The sequence below is a fragment of the Actinokineospora xionganensis genome (assembly GCF_014323725.1).
Lineage (GTDB): Bacteria > Actinomycetota > Actinomycetes > Mycobacteriales > Pseudonocardiaceae > Actinokineospora > Actinokineospora xionganensis.
In genome coordinates this window covers 1-15,655 of the sequence record NZ_JABVED010000022.1, presented here as the reverse complement: position 1 = coordinate 15,655, position 15,655 = coordinate 1, and the positions used below count along the sequence as shown (strand labels likewise).

The window sequence follows — 15,655 nt, the reverse complement described above, 5'->3', positions numbered from 1 at the left end:
GGACCCGACTTGCCGAACGGCGGTTATCTCAGGGCGTCCAGCCGGTCTCGTCTGCCCAGTTCTCGGCCCGGAGGATCGCCTGGGCGAACCAGTCGTCCTTGGCCGCGCCGTACTCGGGGATCGAGTCGAACCTGTCCGCCAAGTCGCGCTTGAGCTGCTCGTACTCCTCGCGCGCCGCGTCGTCGGCGCGCAGCCAGGCGGGGATCAGCAGGGCGACCCGCCAGCCGGGCGAGTCCTGCTCGCGGACGTGGACGTTGACCCAGCGCAGCGGGTCGGCCCCGACGTGGGTGCGCTTGGGCCAAGGCGCCGAACCGTCGTGCGGGGTGTCGTGATCGAAGCCGGGAAGGAGCGGAAACCCAGCCCGGGCAAGGGGTTCGTCCAGCGAGTCGTCGAGCGCGGCCACCGTGAGTTGCAAGTCGAGGACGTCCTTCGCGGCCAGTCCCGGCACCGACGTCGACCCGATGTGGTCGACCCGCAGGGCCTTCTCCCCCGCCGCCAGCCGCAGCCGGGCGAGCACGCGCTGGGCTTGGGCGCCCCAGGTCGGGTCGGCGGGCACCAGTCGCGGCGCACCACGCGGCGTGTGGCGGTGCAGGCGCACGTTGGCCTCGTAGCGGACGAGCCGGTCGGCCCAGAGTTCGTCGACCGCGGCGAGCACCTGGTCGGCGGGTCCGCTGTTGTCGAGCCATACGTCGGCGACCGCGCGCCGGGCCTCCTCCGTGGCCTGCGCGGCGATCCTGGCGCGCGCGTCGGCCTCCACGAGTCCCCGCGAGTGCACCAGTCGATGCACCCGGACCTCCACGGGCGCGTCCACGATGATCACCAGGTGGTACACGGGCGCCATGCCGATCTCCACCAGCAAGGGGATGTCCTGCACGACGACGGCGTCGGCGGGCGCCTGCGCGATCAACTCGGACGTCCGCGCCCCGATCCTGGGGTGCACGATCGCGTTGAGCCGCTGCCTGGACTGCTCGTCGGCGAACGCGATCGACGCCAGCGCCTGCCGGTCGAGTGAACCGTCCGCGGCGAGGATCCCGTCGCCGAACGCGGCGACCAACTCGGCCAGGCCCGCGGTGTCGGGCTCGACGACCTCCCGAGCGATCTTGTCCGAGTCGACGACGTAGGCGCCGTGCTCGGCCAGCCTGCCGGCCACAGTGGACTTCCCGGACCCGATTCCGCCGCTGAGGCCGACATACAACATGCGTACCAGTCTCCCAGCCGGCGCGCGGTGATCACGGTCCGGTCCTAACATCACTGCCATGCTCGCGGCACTGACCGGCATGGGCCTCTCCGCTGCGGCGGGCCTCAACGCCTACATCCCGATCCTCGTGGTCGGCCTCCTGGCGAATTTCACCGATTCGGTGACCCTGCCCAAGGAGTTCTCCTGGCTCGGCAACGGCTGGGTGCTGGGCATCGTGGCGGTACTGCTGGCCGCCGAGTTCGTCCTGGACAAGGTGCCGGTCGTCGACAGCGTCAACGACACCATCCAGACCGCCATCCGACCGGCGTCCGGCGGCATCGTGTTCAGCGCGACCCAGGCCGCGTCCGACTTCGACAACTCGACCTGGATGAGCGATCACCCATGGGTGGGATGGCTGCTGGGCATCGTCACCGCGCTGATCGTGCACGTCACCAAGGCCGCGGCCCGGCCGGTGATCAACGCGGGCACCGCCGGGGTGGGCGCCCCGGTGGTGAGCACAATCGAGGACGCGGGATCGATCGGCCTGAGCTTCGTGGCGATCTTCCTGCCGATCCTGGTGATCGTGTTTCTGATCGCGCTCGGCTTCATGGCCGTGTGGACGTACCGCAAGGTTCGGGCCTTCCGCCGACGCCGGGAGCGGCGGCCGGTACCCGATTAGGGCGACACACCGGCGAAATTCCACCGTTTACCCACGGTGGGTCGTACGGTTGCGCGCAACACCGTCACCCACACGGAGGAACTTCGATGCGGAGCGCGCGGCGGTCTGGACGGCACCGGCTCGGGACCCCTGGTTTGGTCCACTGTGTCGTCCACGCGTCCGTGGCCGATGCCCTGGTCGAGTACCGCCGTTCGTGGCTCTCGACGGTTCTTCTCCCCGCCCGGCACAGCCTGGCGGGCTTGCGCAGGCGCGCCGTGGCCGCGGCCATGGAACGCGCCTGGGCGCCCGCTATCGGCTGATCACTTCGCCAGGGCCTTGGTGAGGTAGTCCTCGGCCTTTTCCCGGTCCGCGCCGAGCGCGGGCAGTGGCGAGTCGTCGATCTCGAACAGGGCCAGCAGCAGGTGCTCGGTGCCGACGTAGTTGTGGCTCAGCCGCAGCGACTCGCGCACGGACAGTTCGAGCGCCTTCTTGCTCGCGGGTGAGAACTCGACCAGCGGCCCCGGCTCGGCGTCCCCGGCTTCGGGCAGCACGACCCCGGAGCGAATCTTGTCCGCGTCGACCCCCTGGTCGGCCAACGCCTTCATGGCCAGGCTGGCCGGTGCGGACAGCAGGCCGAGCAGCAGGTGCTCGGGGTAGATCCGCGACCGCTTCGACTGCTGCGCCTCGGTTTGAGCGGCCATCACGGACTGCTTCGCCTTGTCGGTGAAGCGGGCGAACATGTTCGGGTCGTCCTTGCTGACGAAGCGCTTCTGCGCGGCCTGCTTGGTGACGCCCATGCTCTTGCCGATCTCGGTCCAGGAGGCGCCGGAGCGGCGGGCCTGGTCGACGAAGTGGCCGATGAGGTGGTCGGAGATCTCGCCGAGGTACTCGGCGGCGATGACGGCCGCGGACAGCTGGCCGAGGGGGTTCTCGTCGGAGTAGGTGGTACGGATGGCGCCGATGAGGTCATCAAGACGTGGCATGGTCATGCCGTCAACCTTAGGTTGACGATACCCTAATCGTCAACCACTGGTTGACGTCCGCGAATCCCCACATCCCGACAGTGACTTCGCAGTTGAAGTGGGAACTCGCTGTCGGGAGGTGGGGACTCGCGGGGGTAGAGCGAGAGCCCCGCACCGGGATCCGGTGCGGGGCTCTCGTCAGAGCTACTTCAAGCGGCTAGATCAGACGCCGCCCGACAGCTTCTCGCGCAGAGCGGCGAGCTGCTCGTCGCTGGCGAGGGTGCCGCCCGACTGGGCCGCCTTCTCGGTGCCCGCGGACGAGTAGTTCTGCTCGCCACCGGAACCGCCGCCTGCCGGAGCCGCGCTTTCGCCTGCGGCCTCGGCCTCGGCGTCAGCCTCGGCGGCCTTGACGATCTGCTTCATGTGCTGCTCGTAGCGAGCGTGCGCGTCGGCGTACTGACGCTCCCACTCCTCGCGCTGCTTGTCGAAGCCTTCCTGCCACTCCTGGGTGTCCGGGTCGAAGCCTTCGGGGTAGATGTAGTTGCCCTCGGCGTCGTACTCGGCGGCCATGCCGTACTGCGTGGGGTCGAACTCGGTGTCGGCGGTGAAGCCCTCGTTGGCCTGCTTCAGCGACAGCGAGATGCGGCGACGCTCGAGGTCGATGTCGATGACCTTGACCATGACGTCGTTGCCGACCTGCACGACCTGCTCCGGGATCTCCACGTGGCGCTCGGCCAGCTCGGAGATGTGGACCAGGCCCTCGATGCCCTCGTCCACGCGGACGAACGCACCGAACGGAACCAGCTTGGTGACCTTGCCCGGCACGATCTGACCGATCGCGTGGGTGCGGGCGAACTGACGCCACGGGTCTTCCTGCGTCGCCTTGAGCGACAGCGACACGCGCTCGCGCTCCATGTCGACGTCGAGGACCTCGACGGTGACTTCCTGGCCGACCTCGACAACCTCGGACGGGTGGTCGATGTGCTTCCAGGACAGCTCCGAGACGTGCACCAGGCCGTCGACGCCACCGAGGTCCACGAAGGCACCGAAGTTGACGATCGAGGACACGACGCCCTTGCGGACCTGGCCCTTCTGCAGCTGGTTGAGGAACTCGCTGCGAACCTCGGACTGGGTCTGCTCGAGCCACGCGCGGCGCGACAGGACCACGTTGTTGCGGTTCTTGTCGAGCTCGATGATCTTGGCTTCGAGCTCGCGGCCGACGTACGGCTGCAGGTCGCGCACGCGGCGCATCTCGACCAGCGACGCCGGGAGGAAGCCACGCAGACCGATGTCCAGGATGAGGCCACCCTTGACGACCTCGATGACCGTGCCCTTGACCGGCTCGTCCGACTCCTTGAGAGCCTCGATCGTGCCCCACGCACGCTCGTACTGAGCGCGCTTCTTGGACAGGATCAGACGGCCCTCCTTGTCCTCCTTCTGGAGAACGAGGGCCTCGACCTCATCGCCGACCTTGACCACGTCGGCGGGATCGACATCGTGCTTGATCGACAACTCGCGCGAGGGGATGACACCCTCGGTCTTGTAGCCGATGTCGAGCAGGACCTCGTCCCGGTCGACCTTGACGATCGTGCCCTCGACGATGTCGCCATCGTTGAAGTACTTGATCGTCGCGTCGATGGCAGCGAGGAACTCCTCTTCGGATGCGAAGTCGTTGACGGCGACCTGCTGCTTCGGCGCGGTGACAGCCGGGACAATGGTGGTGTCGGTGGACATAGGGTAGGTGGCTCCGGTACGGATTGGTTTGGGTCGGGCTTACGGTTTTCAAGGCATTCGATATCCGGGGCGCGGCGGAATTTTTCGCCGACGGCACACCCGAACGAACAGGACCACACCGACAACGCCGCGCGACCCGTGAATGATTCCCAGCGGTCAGAAACCCAAGTCAGCGCGAAACCACTGCGCGGCGGTATCCTACGCGGCTGCGTGATGACCGGGCAAACCCGGGGGTACTCCAGGATTGCTGGTCCGGCCACTGGTGACAGGATGTCACGGTGTCCAACCCAAGCGCCGAGAAGGCCCTCGGCACGACCGCCGTCGCCAGGGTGAACGTGGGGTCGGCCGAGTCCGTCGCCGCCAACATCGCCTGGTGGGACGCCGACGCCGACGATTATCACGCCGAGCACGGTGAATTCCTCGGTGTCGCCGACTTCGTCTGGTGCCCGGAATCGCTTCGCGAAGAAGACGCCAACCTGTTGGGTGAGGTCTCCGGCCGCGATGTGCTCGAGGTCGGCTGCGGATCCGCGCCGTGCGCGCGGTGGCTCTCCGCGCGGGGTGCGCGGGTCGTCGGCCTGGATTTGTCGGCCGGGATGCTGCGCTACGCCTCTGCCGCCAACCTGGCGACCGGGATCGACGTGCCGCTGATCAGGGGGAACGCCGAGAAGCTGCCGTTCGCCGACGCGTCGTTCGACCTGGCGTGCTCCGCCTTCGGCGCCGTGCCGTTCGTGGCCGACGTGGGCGCTGTGTTCAGCGAGGTCGCGCGCGTCCTGCGGCCCGGCGGCACGTGGACGTTCGCGGTCACCCACCCGATGCGCTGGATCTTCCCCGACGACCCGGGCCCGGACGGCCTGCGCGTGACCGGCTCGTACTTCGACCGGACGCCGTACGTCGAGGTCGACGAGCAGGGCACGCCGACCTACGTCGAGCACCACCGCACGCTCGGTGACTACGTCCGCGCGCTGACCGCCGCCGGGCTCACGATCTTCGACCTGGTGGAGCCGGAGTGGCCGGAGGGCCACACCCAGGAGTGGGGCCAGTGGAGCCCCCTGCGCGGCGAGTTGTTCCCCGGCACGGCGATCTTCAGGTGCCGCCGGTGACGGCGGCGCTCCTGCGCGCCCAGTCCACCCGGTTCGCCGGTCTGGACCCCCTGCTCCCGGCCGCGGTGGAACCACCACCCGGCGATCTGCTCACGGCCGCCCTGCCCGACGGCGAGCGGGTCTCGGCCGTGCTGACCCGCACGCTCATCGAGCCGGGAACCCCGCAGTCGCTGTGGTCGGCGTCCGAGGTCTTCGAGTTGCACCCGCTGCTCGGCGCGGCCGACGGCGGCGCGCTCGACCCGCTGCTGCGCGCCCTGCCGGGCAGGCTGACCGCGGCGGGCACGGACACCGCGTGCGTGGTGACCTGGCCGAGCCGGGACGCGGCGGCGGCCAGGGCGCTGATGACCCACGGATTCATCCCGCTCTCGGTCCTGGCGGTGCGCACGACTCCCCCGCCGCCGAGCGACCCGGTGCCGGGCGTGGTCGTCCGTCGCGCGACCCGGGCCGACCTGGACGTGCTGGTCGAGTCCGCGCTGGCGGAAGTGGCCTATTCGGCGCAGGTCGGCGGCGCGATACCGCGGTCGGACGCGCGCGCGGTCAAGCGGGCCGCGCTGCGGGCGCACCTGACCCAGGGCGACCCGATCTGGCTGGCCGAGCGCGACGGGGTCGCGGTCGGACACGCGGAGGGCTGGCACACCGAGTCCAGGCCGGGGTCCTGGGCGGAGACCCGCGTGCGACACGGCCGCTGGGGTTACGTGAACTGCCTGTCCGTGCTGCCGCACGCACGGCACGCCGGGGTGGGCCGGGCGCTGATGGACGTCGCGCACGCGGACTTGAGCCCGCGCACGGTCGGCTCGTTCCTGTATTACAACCCGCCGAATCCGCTGTCCCCGGCGTTCTGGGCCCGCCAGGGGTACCGTCCTCTGTGGACGGTATGGGAAGTCCGCCCGGCCGCCGCGCTGCGCTGACCAGGTCCCCCCGAAACAAGTTGCGCCAGCCAACCGTCATGGGACATTATTTGTACTGACTGGTCAGTTTAACTGGAGGGGGCATCATGGACGTCCGTGCGGACCGCGTCGCGGTCACCGGAGCCCACGGCCCACTGCTGCGGGCCACCTCCTTGCGGGTCCGGTCAGGTGAGCTCGCGGTCGTCGCGGGCGACCCCGGGCAGGGGCACACCGCGTTCGGCCTGGCGTTGACCGGCCGGATCACGCCGTCGGCCGGGTCGGTCGAGCCGTGCGCGGCCGAGTTGCGCGAGCGCGCGGTGCTGGTCGACGCGCCTGGGGTGACCGAGCCCGAACCCGGTCTGAAGGTCATCGACGTCATCACCGAGGAACTGGCCCTGACCCGCGTCCGCCGGTCCCGCACCGAGTTGTTGGACAAGCACGGGCTCACCGCGCGAACCCGCTTCGAGGCGGTGCCGCCCGCGGTCCGGATCGCGCTGCTGACGGACCTCGTCCGGCCCGGGGCGGATTTGCTCGTCCTCGACACCCCGGACCGGCACACGGCCGATGTGGGCGACTGGTGGCCCACCGCGCTGGCGCAGGCCCAGTCGGGCCGGGCGGTCGTCGTGCTGTGCGGCACCGCGGCCGCCGACCGGCTCCCCCTGACTCCCGCCCGGCTGGGCGAACACTTCCAGCCCGCACCCCTGGAGACCCTGTCGTGAACACCCTCCGCCTGGCCCGCAGCGAACTGCGCCGCGTCACCACCGGCCGACTCCCCCGGCTGGCGATCCTCGCGCTGGTCCTCGTGCCGTTGCTCTACGGATCGCTGTACCTCTACGCGAACGCCGACCCGTACGACCGGCTCGATCACATCCCGGCCGCGCTGGTCGTGGCCGACGAGGGCGTGACGAAGGCGAACGGCACCCGGTTCGACGCGGGCCGCAAAGTCGCCGACAAGCTCAAGGACTCGGGCGCGTTCGAGTGGCACGAGGTGTCGGCCGCCGAGGCCGAGGCCGGGGTGCGCGACGGCCGGTTCACCTTCTCGCTGACGCTGCCCGCGGACTTCTCCTCGGCGCTGACGTCGACCGCGGACTTCGCGCCGCGGCAGGGGCTGATCTCGGTCACCACCAACGACGCGAACAACTACCTCGTCGGCACCATCGCCGACCGGGTGGTGAGCGAGGTGCGGCGGTCGGTGGCCTCGGAGGTCGGCCAGGAGGCGGCGGAGAAGTTCCTCGTCGGGTTCGGCACGGTCTACCAGCGCACCCAGGAAGCCGCGGCCGGGGCGTCGAAGTTGACCGACGGCGCCGGGCAGGCCAGCGCGGGCGCCACGAAGCTCGCCGACGGGCAGCGGGCACTGCTCGACGGATCGCGGAAGTTGGCGGACGGGACCGCGACAGCCGCGTCCGGGGCGGGTGAGCTGTCGGCTGGGCTGAACACGTTGCGGGACAGGACAAACGACCTGCCCGCCCAGACCGCCCGGCTTGCTTCCGGCGCGCGCCAGGTCGCGAACGGCAACGAGCGGTTCGCGGTCGCGGGCGAGGAGGTCGCGGGCGCCGCGCAGGGTGTCGTGGACAAGCTCGACGGCGTGGAGAGCGACATCGCCGGGCAACTGCGGGCGATAGGCGTGCCTGAAGACCGGGTCGCCGAGGTGATGGCGAGTGTCCGTGGCTTGCGCGCGCCGGTCGACCAGGCGAACGGGAAGGTTCAGACGGCGGCCACACAACTGCGGACTCTGGCCGACGGAGCCGAACAAGTCGCCGACGGCGCGGACACTCTCGCGGCGGCGACTCCCGCGCTGACCGAGGGGATCTCGAAGGCGGCGGACGGCGGCAAGCGGCTGGCCGACGGGACGTCCCAGCTCCGCGACGGCGCGGCGGCCCTGCGCGATGGCGAGCAGACCGCCGTAGACGGCACGGATCGGCTGGCCGCAGGCGCCCGCGCGCTGGCGGACGGCTCGACGCAGCTGCGTGACGGGCTCACCGCCGGCCTGGGCACCATCCCGCACCCGGACGACGCGACCCGCGACGCCACCGCGCGGACCATCGGCGACCCGGTGGCCGTGCGGACGGTCGGTGAGAACTCGGCGGGCTCGTATGGCGCGGGCCTGGCACCGTTCTTCCTCGGGCTGGCGACGTGGATCGGCGCGTTCGTGCTGTTCCTGGTGCTGCGACCACTGTCGTCGCGAGCCCTGGCGGCCGGGTATCCGGCTGTGCGCACCGCTCTGGCGGGGTGGCTGCCCGCGGCGCTGCTCGGGCTCGCCCAGGTGGTGCTGATGTTCACGGCGGTGACCACGCTCATCGGCATCCACCCGGCCCGACCGCTGGCGACGCTCGGGTTCCTTGCGCTCACGTCGCTGGCGTTTATCGCGATCGTGCACGCGCTCAACGCGTTCTTCGGCCCGTCGGGCAAGTTCGTCGCGCTGGTCGTGCTGATCCTGCAACTGATCAGCGCAGGCGGGACGTTCCCCTGGCAGACTCTGCCCGAGGCGCTCTACCCGCTGCACAAGGCACTGCCGATGGGGTACGTGGTCGACGGGCTGCGACACCTGATGTACGGCGGTCCGCTTGGCGGGGTGGGCATCGATGTGGCGGTGTTGGGGGCGTACCTGATCGGAGGGCTGGCGGTGTCGACTCTTGCCGCCCGCAAGCAGCGGGTGTGGACGGCCAAGCGGCTGCGGCCGGAGCTTGTGCTGTGAGCCCTCGACCGGGACGGACCGACGTCACCAAGCGGAAGCTTTTCGACGCGACCCTACGGCTGGCGGGGACGCGCGGGATGGTCGGGCTGACGGTGGACGAGATCGCCGCCGAGGCCGGGGTCGCGAAGGGGACGGTCTACTACAACTTCGGCAGCAAGGACGGGCTGATCGACGCCCTCCTGCGGTACGGGGTGGACCTGTTGGCGGCCCGGTTGAGTTCGGCGGACGGGGACGCCTCGGACACGCTGTCGCGGTTGATCGACGGGATGTTGGCGTTCTTCGCGGAATATCCGACGTTCGCGCAGCTGTTGGTGAGCGAGCTGTGGCGGACGCCCGGGCAGTGGCAGCAGACGCTGTCGCTGCTGCGGGAGCAGGTCACGTCGATCATCCGGGGGCAGTTGCAGCGGTTGGCCGATGCCGGGGAGCTGCCCGAGGGGGTGGCGGTGCCCACGGCATCGGCGGCGTTGTTCGGAACGGTGCTGGTGGTGGCGCTGGACTGGCAGGTGTTCGCGCCGGAGCGGAGCCAGGAAGAGGTGCGGGACTCGGTGTTGACGCTGGTCCGCGGCCTGCGGGGCACCGTGGGCTGAGTGCCCGATTCGGGAGCGGATTCGCCACGGCGGGTCAGCTCATTCGAACATCGGCCACGCGAGGAATCACTGTGGCGTGGGTCGGATGCGCACCTGATTGTTGTGATCAGCATGCGCGATCACCGTGCCGGAAAGAAGCGCGTTCATCACCGGAAGGTCGATCTCAGAGGGCATCTCGATGATCTCGACCAGGCCCACCGCGTCAGGAACGCCCTCGATACGGGGGAAGACGCCGAAGCGTTGCCGACCGATGACCTCCCCAGTGATATGGGTTCCCAGCGGCAACGCGGCGACGGTCGCGGCCCAAGCTTGTCGTGCTCGTTCGCCCAAGGCGCGGTCATCTGGCCACGAGTAGTCATCCATTGCCGAGAGTATGTCCGGCATCTTGCCTGCGTGCGCCCTGTTCTTCCTCATTGTCGAGCCGTGGACCACTGGTCACACTGCGGTGTTGGGACGTGGTCGGTGAGTGCCGTGGCAGAACGCACGCGGCGCTGTTGACGGTGGTCCGCGGCCTGCGCGGAGCCGGCTGAGCACCTACGCCGGTGGCATGTGCTGACCGATCTCCAGCGCGGTGGTGATCAAGGACTGGGCGCGCGTGGTGATCGCCGCGAGCAGGCCGTGCGCGTGTGGAGCGGTGGATTCCGCCACCTCGCGCAACGCGCGCACGTCCTCGTCGAGACGATGCAGCAGGCCTAGGACATCGGCGTTGTTGGTGCGCAGCGCGGTGGTGATCTCGTCGAGGCTGACGCCGTGGGCTTCGAGTTGGCGGATGGTGTTCACGCGCTCGACCGCGCCCACGTCGTAGAGACGGTAGTTGGCGGGGGTGCGTTCGGCGGGCACGAGGAGGCCGAGGTGGGTGTAGTAGTCGATGGTGCGCGTGCTGACTCCGGCCTGGGCCGCGAGTTCCCCGATGCGCAGCAGTGTGTCGCCCACGGGCAGCCTCCTCGCGCGTCACCTGGGTGGGTCAGCGGGCTAAACCATACAGTGTCACGTGATAGTGTCTGTGCGTGCATATCGACGCCGATGGGTGCAGTACCCGGCCGGGGCGAGCCCGGCTGATCAGGTCCGCCCGTGTCTCCACCGTGTCCAATCCTGCCCGCTTGGGCGGGTGTTCGCCGTGTTGATCGCCGCCGGGTTGGTGGTCACCCTGGTGTTGACCGCAGCGACCGGGTACTTCGTGGCCCAGGAGTTCGCCTACATGGCGGTCGACCGGGGCAGGCTGCGGCAGCTGGCCGAGACGGGGGACAAACCCGCGCAGCGGGCGTTGCAGGTGACGCAGAAGCTGTCGTTCATGCTCTCGGGCGCCCAGTTCGGAATCACCGTGACCGCGCTGCTCGTCGGGTATGTCGCCGAGCCGTTGCTGGGTACCGGTTTGGCTGATCTGCTCGGGCTGACCGGGCTGAACCGTGCCGCCGCGTTGTCGTTGTCGCTGGCGGTGTCGTTGGTGTTCGCGACTGTGGTGCAGATGGTGTTGGGCGAGTTGTTGCCGAAGAACCTGGCCATCGCCAAACCGGTGCCCCTCGCCCGGGCGCTGAGCGGATCCACCCTGGTCTATCTGAAGATCGCCGGACCGTTGATCCGACTGTTCGACGCGGCGGCGAACCGGTTGCTGCGCGCGGTGGGGATCGAACCGGTGGAGGAGCTGCCGCAGGGCGCGACCCCGGAGGACCTCGTGCGCATCGTCGACCAGGCCGGAGCTCAAGGCCACCTCGACCCCGAGCTGACACAGCTGCTGGACCGGGGTCTGGACTTTCGTGGGCTGGTCGCCGAGCAGGCGATGACCCCGCGGGTCGCGGTGCGCACGATCCACGTCGACGAGCCCGCCTCCCGTGTGGTGGAGCTGCTCGATACCGGGTTCTCCCGCTTCCCCGTGGTGCGAAACGACTTGGACGACCTGGTCGGTGTGGTCGGGTTGGCCGAAGTGCTGACCATCGAGCCCGAACAGCGCCCGCACACCCCGGTCGGGCGGATCGCCACCCCGGCGGTGATGGTGCCCGCGACGCTGCCGCTGCCCGCGGTGCTGGAGCGCTTGCGCGCCGAGCACCGGCAGCTGGCGTGCGTGGTCGACGAGTTCGGCGGGTTCGCCGGGGTGGTGTCGTTGGAGGATTTGGCCGAGGAGTTGGTCGGGGAGATCCACGACGAGGACGACCCGGTCCAGGCCGTCATCGAACGTCGCGGCGAGGGAGCCTGGCTGGTCCCTGGCCGCGCCCGGGTCGACGAGATCGCCGACGCCACCGGGATAGCCCTGCCCGAGCACGAGGACTACGACACCGTCTCCGGGCTGGTGCTGCTGCACCTCGGGCGTGTCCCGCAGGTCGGCGACGAGGTCGAGCTGCTCATCACGACACCTTCGCACGAGGATGTGCCCCCGCCGCCGCAGCTCGTGAGTGTGCGGGTGATGACCGTCGCCCGGCATGTTCCCGCCACCGTGCTGGTCTGCGCGGCACCCGACGGCGCCCAGGAGGTGGGTCGATGAGCATCGGATGGTCGTTGATCGCCTCGCTGGTGTTGTTGGTGGGCAACGCTTTCTTCGTCGCCGCCGAGTTCGCGTTGATCTCGGCGAAACGCCACCGGCTTGAGGCGTTGGCCGCCGAGGGCAGCCGTGCCGCTCGTGCCGCCGTGGCCGGGACCCGCGAGTTGTCGCTGATGCTCGCCGGGGCCCAACTCGGAATCACCCTGTGCACCCTGGGTCTGGGTGCGCTGGCCGAACCGGCGGTCGCCGCCCTGCTCGACATCCCGCTGCTCGCACTCGGCCTGCCGGCCGGGGTGTCGCACGCGATCGCGTTCGGGATCAGCCTGGCCCTGGTGGTGTTCCTGCACATGGTCGTCGGGGAGATGGCCCCGAAATCCTGGGCGATCTCACACCCGGAACGTTCGGCGCTGCTGCTGGCACTGCCGTTCCGCGGGTTCGCCCACCTGGTGCGGTGGGTACTGGCCGGACTCAACGGGGTGACCAACGCGCTGCTGCGGGCGGCCAAGGTCACCCCGCAGGACGAACTCGCCCAAGCCCACCGCCCCGACGATCTGCGGATGCTGGTACGCCAGTCCGGTGAGCACGGCCTCATCGCCGAGGGCCAGCAACGGCTACTCACCCGCATGCTGGCCTTGCAGAACACCCGCGTCGAGCAGGTCATGGTGCCCCTGGATGAGACCGTCACCGTCTCCGAGGACATCACCGCGCGCGCGATCGAACGCCACAGCCGCGAGACCGGTCGCTCCCGCTTCCCCGTGAGCGACCACAGTGGACGGTTCGTCGGGCTGGTCCACATCCGCGAAGCCATGCGGGCCACCGCCCGCGGTGGCGACCCCACGGCGCTGGAGCTGATGGGTGAGGCCGTGACCATCCCCGCGGACCTGCCTGTCGCGGCCGCGGTCACCGCGATGCGGGAACGCCGCGCCCAACTCGCCCTCGTCGCCGCGGGCACCGGGGGCCCGGTGGTGGGCATCGCCACCATGGAAGACCTCCTGGAGGAACTCATCGGCGAGTTCGACGACGAGACCGACACCCCCAGCTGATCCCCTGACCTCACCCCCGCACCGACCGGTGCGGGGTCTGTTCACCCATTTCAGGAGGAAATGCCGATGTTCAAACGGATGCTCAGTGCCTTCGGTGTCGGAGGACCATCCGTGGACACCGTTCTCGACTCACCCCACGCCGTGCCCGGGCAGGTGATCACCGGGCAGGTCCGCATCCAGGGCGGCAGCGCCGACGCCGAGATCGGCCAGGTCGTGCTCACCCTGGTCACCGCCGTGAAAACCCAGCACGGACACAACCCGCACACCGAGTTCCACCGGCTCGTCGTCGACCAGAACGTCCGCGTCACCGCCGGGCAACCGCTCAACCTGCCCTTCCGGCTTCCACTGCCCTTCGAGACACCCATCACCGCGGTCGGGAACAACCCGCTGCCCGGAGTCACCGTCGGCGTCCGCACCGACCTGGTCATCTCCGGGGCCCCGGACAAGGGCGACCTCGACCCCGTCCTCGTGCATCCCCTGCCCTCCCAGGACCGCGTCCTCGACGCGTTCGGCGAACTCGGCTTCCAGTTCCGCAAAGCCGACGTCGAAGCCGGACACCTGCACGGCGTCCGCCAGGAACTCCCCTTCTTCCAGGAAATCGAGTTCTTCCCACCCGCCCAGTTCGCCCACACCGTCAACGAGGTCGAACTGACCTTCGTCGCCGACCCCAACCACCTGCACGTCATCCTCGAAGCCGACAAGCGCGGCGGCGGATTCCACGGCGGCGGCGACACGTTCGGCCGCTTCCACGTGTCCCACCAGGAAGCCGAGGACACCAACTGGGCCGACGCCATCGGCGGCTGGTTGCAGCAGATCACCGACCGGCGGCCCGCCCACAACGCCTTCGGCGGCCACGGCAACCCCGCCTTCGGCCAACCCGGCCACGGACAGCACGGTTACGGTCAGCAGCGGCGAGGCCCGGGCATGGGAGCGGCCATCGGCGGCGCCGCCGCGGGCCTGGTCGGCGGCATGATCATCGGTGACATGATCGGCGATGCCTTCGAGGGCGGCGACGACGGCGGCGAGTAGTCCGCGGGCTTGAATCCCGCGCGCGGGCTCGCCCCGCGCGCGGATCACCGTCACGTCGGGTAGACGTCAGCTGACGTGGACGCCGCCGACCTGGTGGATGCCGGAAGGGCGTCCGTCGAGGCCGCGGTGGATGGCGTCGGTGACGCTGGTGGCGATTTCCGCGTGAGTGAGCCAGCGGGAGGAGCCTCGGTCCGTGACCGGGCGGAGCACGACCTGCTGTGTTGGGTGATCGGTGATCACCGGGTCTGGGCAGCCGGCGATCGGGTCGGCCGACGAGCTGCCATGGACCTCTACGACCGGAGCGTCGGGGGCGAGGAGTCGGGCCACCGCCTTGAGGACCGGCACGCGCGATCGGCTGTCGATCCAGGCGACCAGGAGGTCGGCTGGGCCGCCCAGGGCGCGTGCGGCTCGGTCGGCCAGGCGCTCGGGGTAGGTCCAGTCGGCTTCCACCCACAGGGCTCGGCCGGTGCCTTCCGCGGCCAGTGGGGCGTAGCGGCGGCTGGGGAGGACGACGTGCCAGCCGTCCGCGATGAGCCCCGTCGTGACTCGTGTGAGCATTCCGGTGCCGCCCAAGACCAACGCCCGCCGTACCGCCATTGCTGTCTCCCTCCGGGGAATCCCCGAGGTTACCGGGGAGTCAACCGGTGTGTGCGCTGTAGCGCTCGTGATGGACCACCTGGTCGAGTGGCATCCGGCTGCGCCAGCCGTGCCGTTCCAGGTCAGGCACCTCCTGCAGCCGGTCCACGGGACCGAGGCACAGCCACGCGACCGGCCGCACTGTCTTCGGGATACCCAGCAGGCTCTGGAGGTACTCCTCGCGGTAGAAACTGACCCAGCCGACGCCCAGACCCTCTGCGGTCGCGGCGAGCCACAGGTTCTGGATGGCCAGGCACACCGAGTACAGGCCGGCGTCGGCGATGGCGTGTCTGCCGAGGACCGACGGCGAGCCCCGGTGCGGGTCGTAGGTGACGACGACGGACAGGGTCGACTCCAGGATGCCGTCGATCTTGATCCGCTCGAAGGTGGCGGCCCGCTCGCCGGTCAGCGTCGCCGCGTACTCCGCCCGCTCGCCGTGGACGTGCTGGTGGAACTGGGTGCGCGTGTCCGGGTCCCGGACGAGGACGAAGTCCCACGGCTGGCTCATCCCCACACTCGGCGCGGCATGCGCCGCGCCGAGTACACGGTGGAGCACCTCGTCGGCGATGGGCGCGCCGGTGAACTCGGCGCGCACGTCACGCCGCTTGCCAATGACCTCGTAGACATCCACCCGGGCAGCCTAGGCCGTGTCTCGAAGTCCTGACCAGCTGAGA

Annotated in this window: 17 protein-coding genes; 10 read left to right on the top strand and 7 right to left on the bottom strand. The window is 69.9% G+C overall.

The genetic code is table 11. The features are described 5' to 3' along the window. Positions 1–28 precede the first annotated feature (28 nt). Positions 29–1,198 (bottom strand): dephospho-CoA kinase, encoded by a 1,170-nt coding sequence (gene coaE, locus GPZ80_RS27705; protein WP_187224041.1) that lies wholly within the window; start codon positions 1,196–1,198, stop codon positions 29–31. Between the two features lie 58 nt (positions 1,199–1,256). Here coaE and GPZ80_RS27700 point away from each other — a divergent pair, with 58 nt between their 5' ends. Both GPZ80_RS27700 and GPZ80_RS27695 read left to right on the top strand, forming a co-directional pair. Further along, positions 1,257–1,856 carry a DUF4126 domain-containing protein gene (locus GPZ80_RS27700; RefSeq protein ID WP_187224040.1) on the top strand — a complete coding sequence of 200 codons (600 nt, stop codon included), beginning with the start codon at positions 1,257–1,259 and terminating at the stop codon, positions 1,854–1,856. 86 nt (positions 1,857–1,942) lie between these two features. Next, positions 1,943–2,155 (top strand): hypothetical protein, encoded by a 213-nt coding sequence (locus GPZ80_RS27695; RefSeq protein ID WP_187224039.1) that lies wholly within the window; start codon positions 1,943–1,945, stop codon positions 2,153–2,155. Here GPZ80_RS27695 and GPZ80_RS27690 read toward each other — a convergent pair whose 3' ends face one another. After that, complete coding sequence (locus GPZ80_RS27690; RefSeq protein ID WP_187224038.1) at positions 2,156–2,824, bottom strand: Clp protease N-terminal domain-containing protein; 669 nt, start codon at positions 2,822–2,824, stop codon at positions 2,156–2,158. A 195-nt stretch (positions 2,825–3,019) separates the two neighbouring features. Beyond that, positions 3,020–4,531, bottom strand: coding sequence for a 30S ribosomal protein S1 (gene rpsA, locus GPZ80_RS27685; RefSeq protein ID WP_187224037.1), 1,512 nt, complete (start codon positions 4,529–4,531; stop codon positions 3,020–3,022). Positions 4,532–4,809: 278 nt separating this feature from the next. Here rpsA and GPZ80_RS27680 point away from each other — a divergent pair, with 278 nt between their 5' ends. The 5 genes from GPZ80_RS27680 (at position 4,810) to GPZ80_RS27660 (ending at position 9,800) form a co-directional block, all read left to right on the top strand. After that, on the top strand, positions 4,810–5,631 hold the full coding sequence (locus GPZ80_RS27680) for a class I SAM-dependent methyltransferase (RefSeq protein WP_187224036.1): 822 nt from the start codon (positions 4,810–4,812) through the stop codon (positions 5,629–5,631). Continuing rightward, positions 5,628–6,539, top strand: a complete 912-nt coding sequence (locus GPZ80_RS27675; RefSeq protein ID WP_187224035.1) for a GNAT family N-acetyltransferase — start codon at positions 5,628–5,630, stop codon at positions 6,537–6,539. Before GPZ80_RS27680 ends, GPZ80_RS27675 begins: the two co-directional genes overlap by 4 nt. Positions 6,540–6,625: 86 nt before the next feature. Further along, positions 6,626–7,237 (top strand): hypothetical protein, encoded by a 612-nt coding sequence (locus GPZ80_RS27670; RefSeq protein WP_187224034.1) that lies wholly within the window; start codon positions 6,626–6,628, stop codon positions 7,235–7,237. Continuing rightward, a complete protein-coding gene (locus GPZ80_RS27665; RefSeq protein ID WP_187224033.1) occupies positions 7,234–9,213 on the top strand; it encodes a YhgE/Pip family protein in 1,980 nt (659 codons plus the stop codon). Before GPZ80_RS27670 ends, GPZ80_RS27665 begins: the two co-directional genes overlap by 4 nt. Next, the gene (locus tag GPZ80_RS27660; protein WP_187224032.1) at positions 9,210–9,800 is read left to right on the top strand and encodes a TetR/AcrR family transcriptional regulator; all 591 of its coding nucleotides are present in this window, start codon (positions 9,210–9,212) and stop codon (positions 9,798–9,800) included. Before GPZ80_RS27665 ends, GPZ80_RS27660 begins: the two co-directional genes overlap by 4 nt. A gap of 66 nt (positions 9,801–9,866) precedes the next feature. Here the strand turns inward: GPZ80_RS27660 and GPZ80_RS32215 are convergent, their stop codons facing one another. After that, positions 9,867–10,163, bottom strand: a complete 297-nt coding sequence (locus GPZ80_RS32215; RefSeq protein WP_222719963.1) for a hypothetical protein — start codon at positions 10,161–10,163, stop codon at positions 9,867–9,869. A 171-nt stretch (positions 10,164–10,334) separates the two neighbouring features. Beyond that, positions 10,335–10,733, bottom strand: coding sequence for a helix-turn-helix domain-containing protein (locus tag GPZ80_RS27650; RefSeq protein ID WP_187224031.1), 399 nt, complete (start codon positions 10,731–10,733; stop codon positions 10,335–10,337). A 175-nt stretch (positions 10,734–10,908) separates the two neighbouring features. On the opposite strand from GPZ80_RS27650, the gene GPZ80_RS27645 reads away from it, so the two are divergent. The 3 genes from GPZ80_RS27645 (at position 10,909) to GPZ80_RS27635 (ending at position 14,345) form a co-directional block, all read left to right on the top strand. Beyond that, positions 10,909–12,276 (top strand): hemolysin family protein, encoded by a 1,368-nt coding sequence (locus GPZ80_RS27645; protein ID WP_312880616.1) that lies wholly within the window; start codon positions 10,909–10,911, stop codon positions 12,274–12,276. Continuing rightward, positions 12,273–13,316 (top strand): hemolysin family protein, encoded by a 1,044-nt coding sequence (locus GPZ80_RS27640; protein ID WP_187224030.1) that lies wholly within the window; start codon positions 12,273–12,275, stop codon positions 13,314–13,316. The genes GPZ80_RS27645 and GPZ80_RS27640 overlap by 4 nt, the downstream gene beginning before the upstream one ends. A gap of 66 nt (positions 13,317–13,382) precedes the next feature. After that, positions 13,383–14,345: a sporulation protein gene (locus tag GPZ80_RS27635; protein WP_187224029.1), complete on the top strand. Its 963-nt coding sequence runs from the start codon at positions 13,383–13,385 to the stop codon at positions 14,343–14,345. 66 nt (positions 14,346–14,411) lie between these two features. Here GPZ80_RS27635 and GPZ80_RS27630 read toward each other — a convergent pair whose 3' ends face one another. Beyond that, a complete protein-coding gene (locus GPZ80_RS27630; RefSeq protein ID WP_246477552.1) occupies positions 14,412–14,942 on the bottom strand; it encodes a Rossmann-fold NAD(P)-binding domain-containing protein in 531 nt (176 codons plus the stop codon). A 40-nt stretch (positions 14,943–14,982) separates the two neighbouring features. After that, on the bottom strand, positions 14,983–15,612 hold the full coding sequence (gene bluB / locus GPZ80_RS27625; RefSeq protein ID WP_187224028.1) for a 5,6-dimethylbenzimidazole synthase: 630 nt from the start codon (positions 15,610–15,612) through the stop codon (positions 14,983–14,985). Positions 15,613–15,655: the final 43 nt, after the last annotated feature.

Coding starts and splice junctions, on each gene's coding strand:
- GPZ80_RS27670 (WP_187224034.1), top strand. CDS start 6,626: ATGGACGTCCGTGCGGACCGCGTCGCGGTCACCGGAGCCCACGGCCCA.
- rpsA (WP_187224037.1), bottom strand. CDS start 4,531: ATGTCCACCGACACCACCATTGTCCCGGCTGTCACCGCGCCGAAGCAG.
- GPZ80_RS27690 (WP_187224038.1), bottom strand. CDS start 2,824: ATGACCATGCCACGTCTTGATGACCTCATCGGCGCCATCCGTACCACC.
- GPZ80_RS27635 (WP_187224029.1), top strand. CDS start 13,383: ATGTTCAAACGGATGCTCAGTGCCTTCGGTGTCGGAGGACCATCCGTG.
- GPZ80_RS27630 (WP_246477552.1), bottom strand. CDS start 14,942: ATGGCGGTACGGCGGGCGTTGGTCTTGGGCGGCACCGGAATGCTCACA.
- GPZ80_RS27695 (WP_187224039.1), top strand. CDS start 1,943: ATGCGGAGCGCGCGGCGGTCTGGACGGCACCGGCTCGGGACCCCTGGT.
- GPZ80_RS32215 (WP_222719963.1), bottom strand. CDS start 10,163: ATGGATGACTACTCGTGGCCAGATGACCGCGCCTTGGGCGAACGAGCA.
- coaE (WP_187224041.1), bottom strand. CDS start 1,198: ATGTTGTATGTCGGCCTCAGCGGCGGAATCGGGTCCGGGAAGTCCACT.
- GPZ80_RS27640 (WP_187224030.1), top strand. CDS start 12,273: ATGAGCATCGGATGGTCGTTGATCGCCTCGCTGGTGTTGTTGGTGGGC.
- GPZ80_RS27700 (WP_187224040.1), top strand. CDS start 1,257: ATGCTCGCGGCACTGACCGGCATGGGCCTCTCCGCTGCGGCGGGCCTC.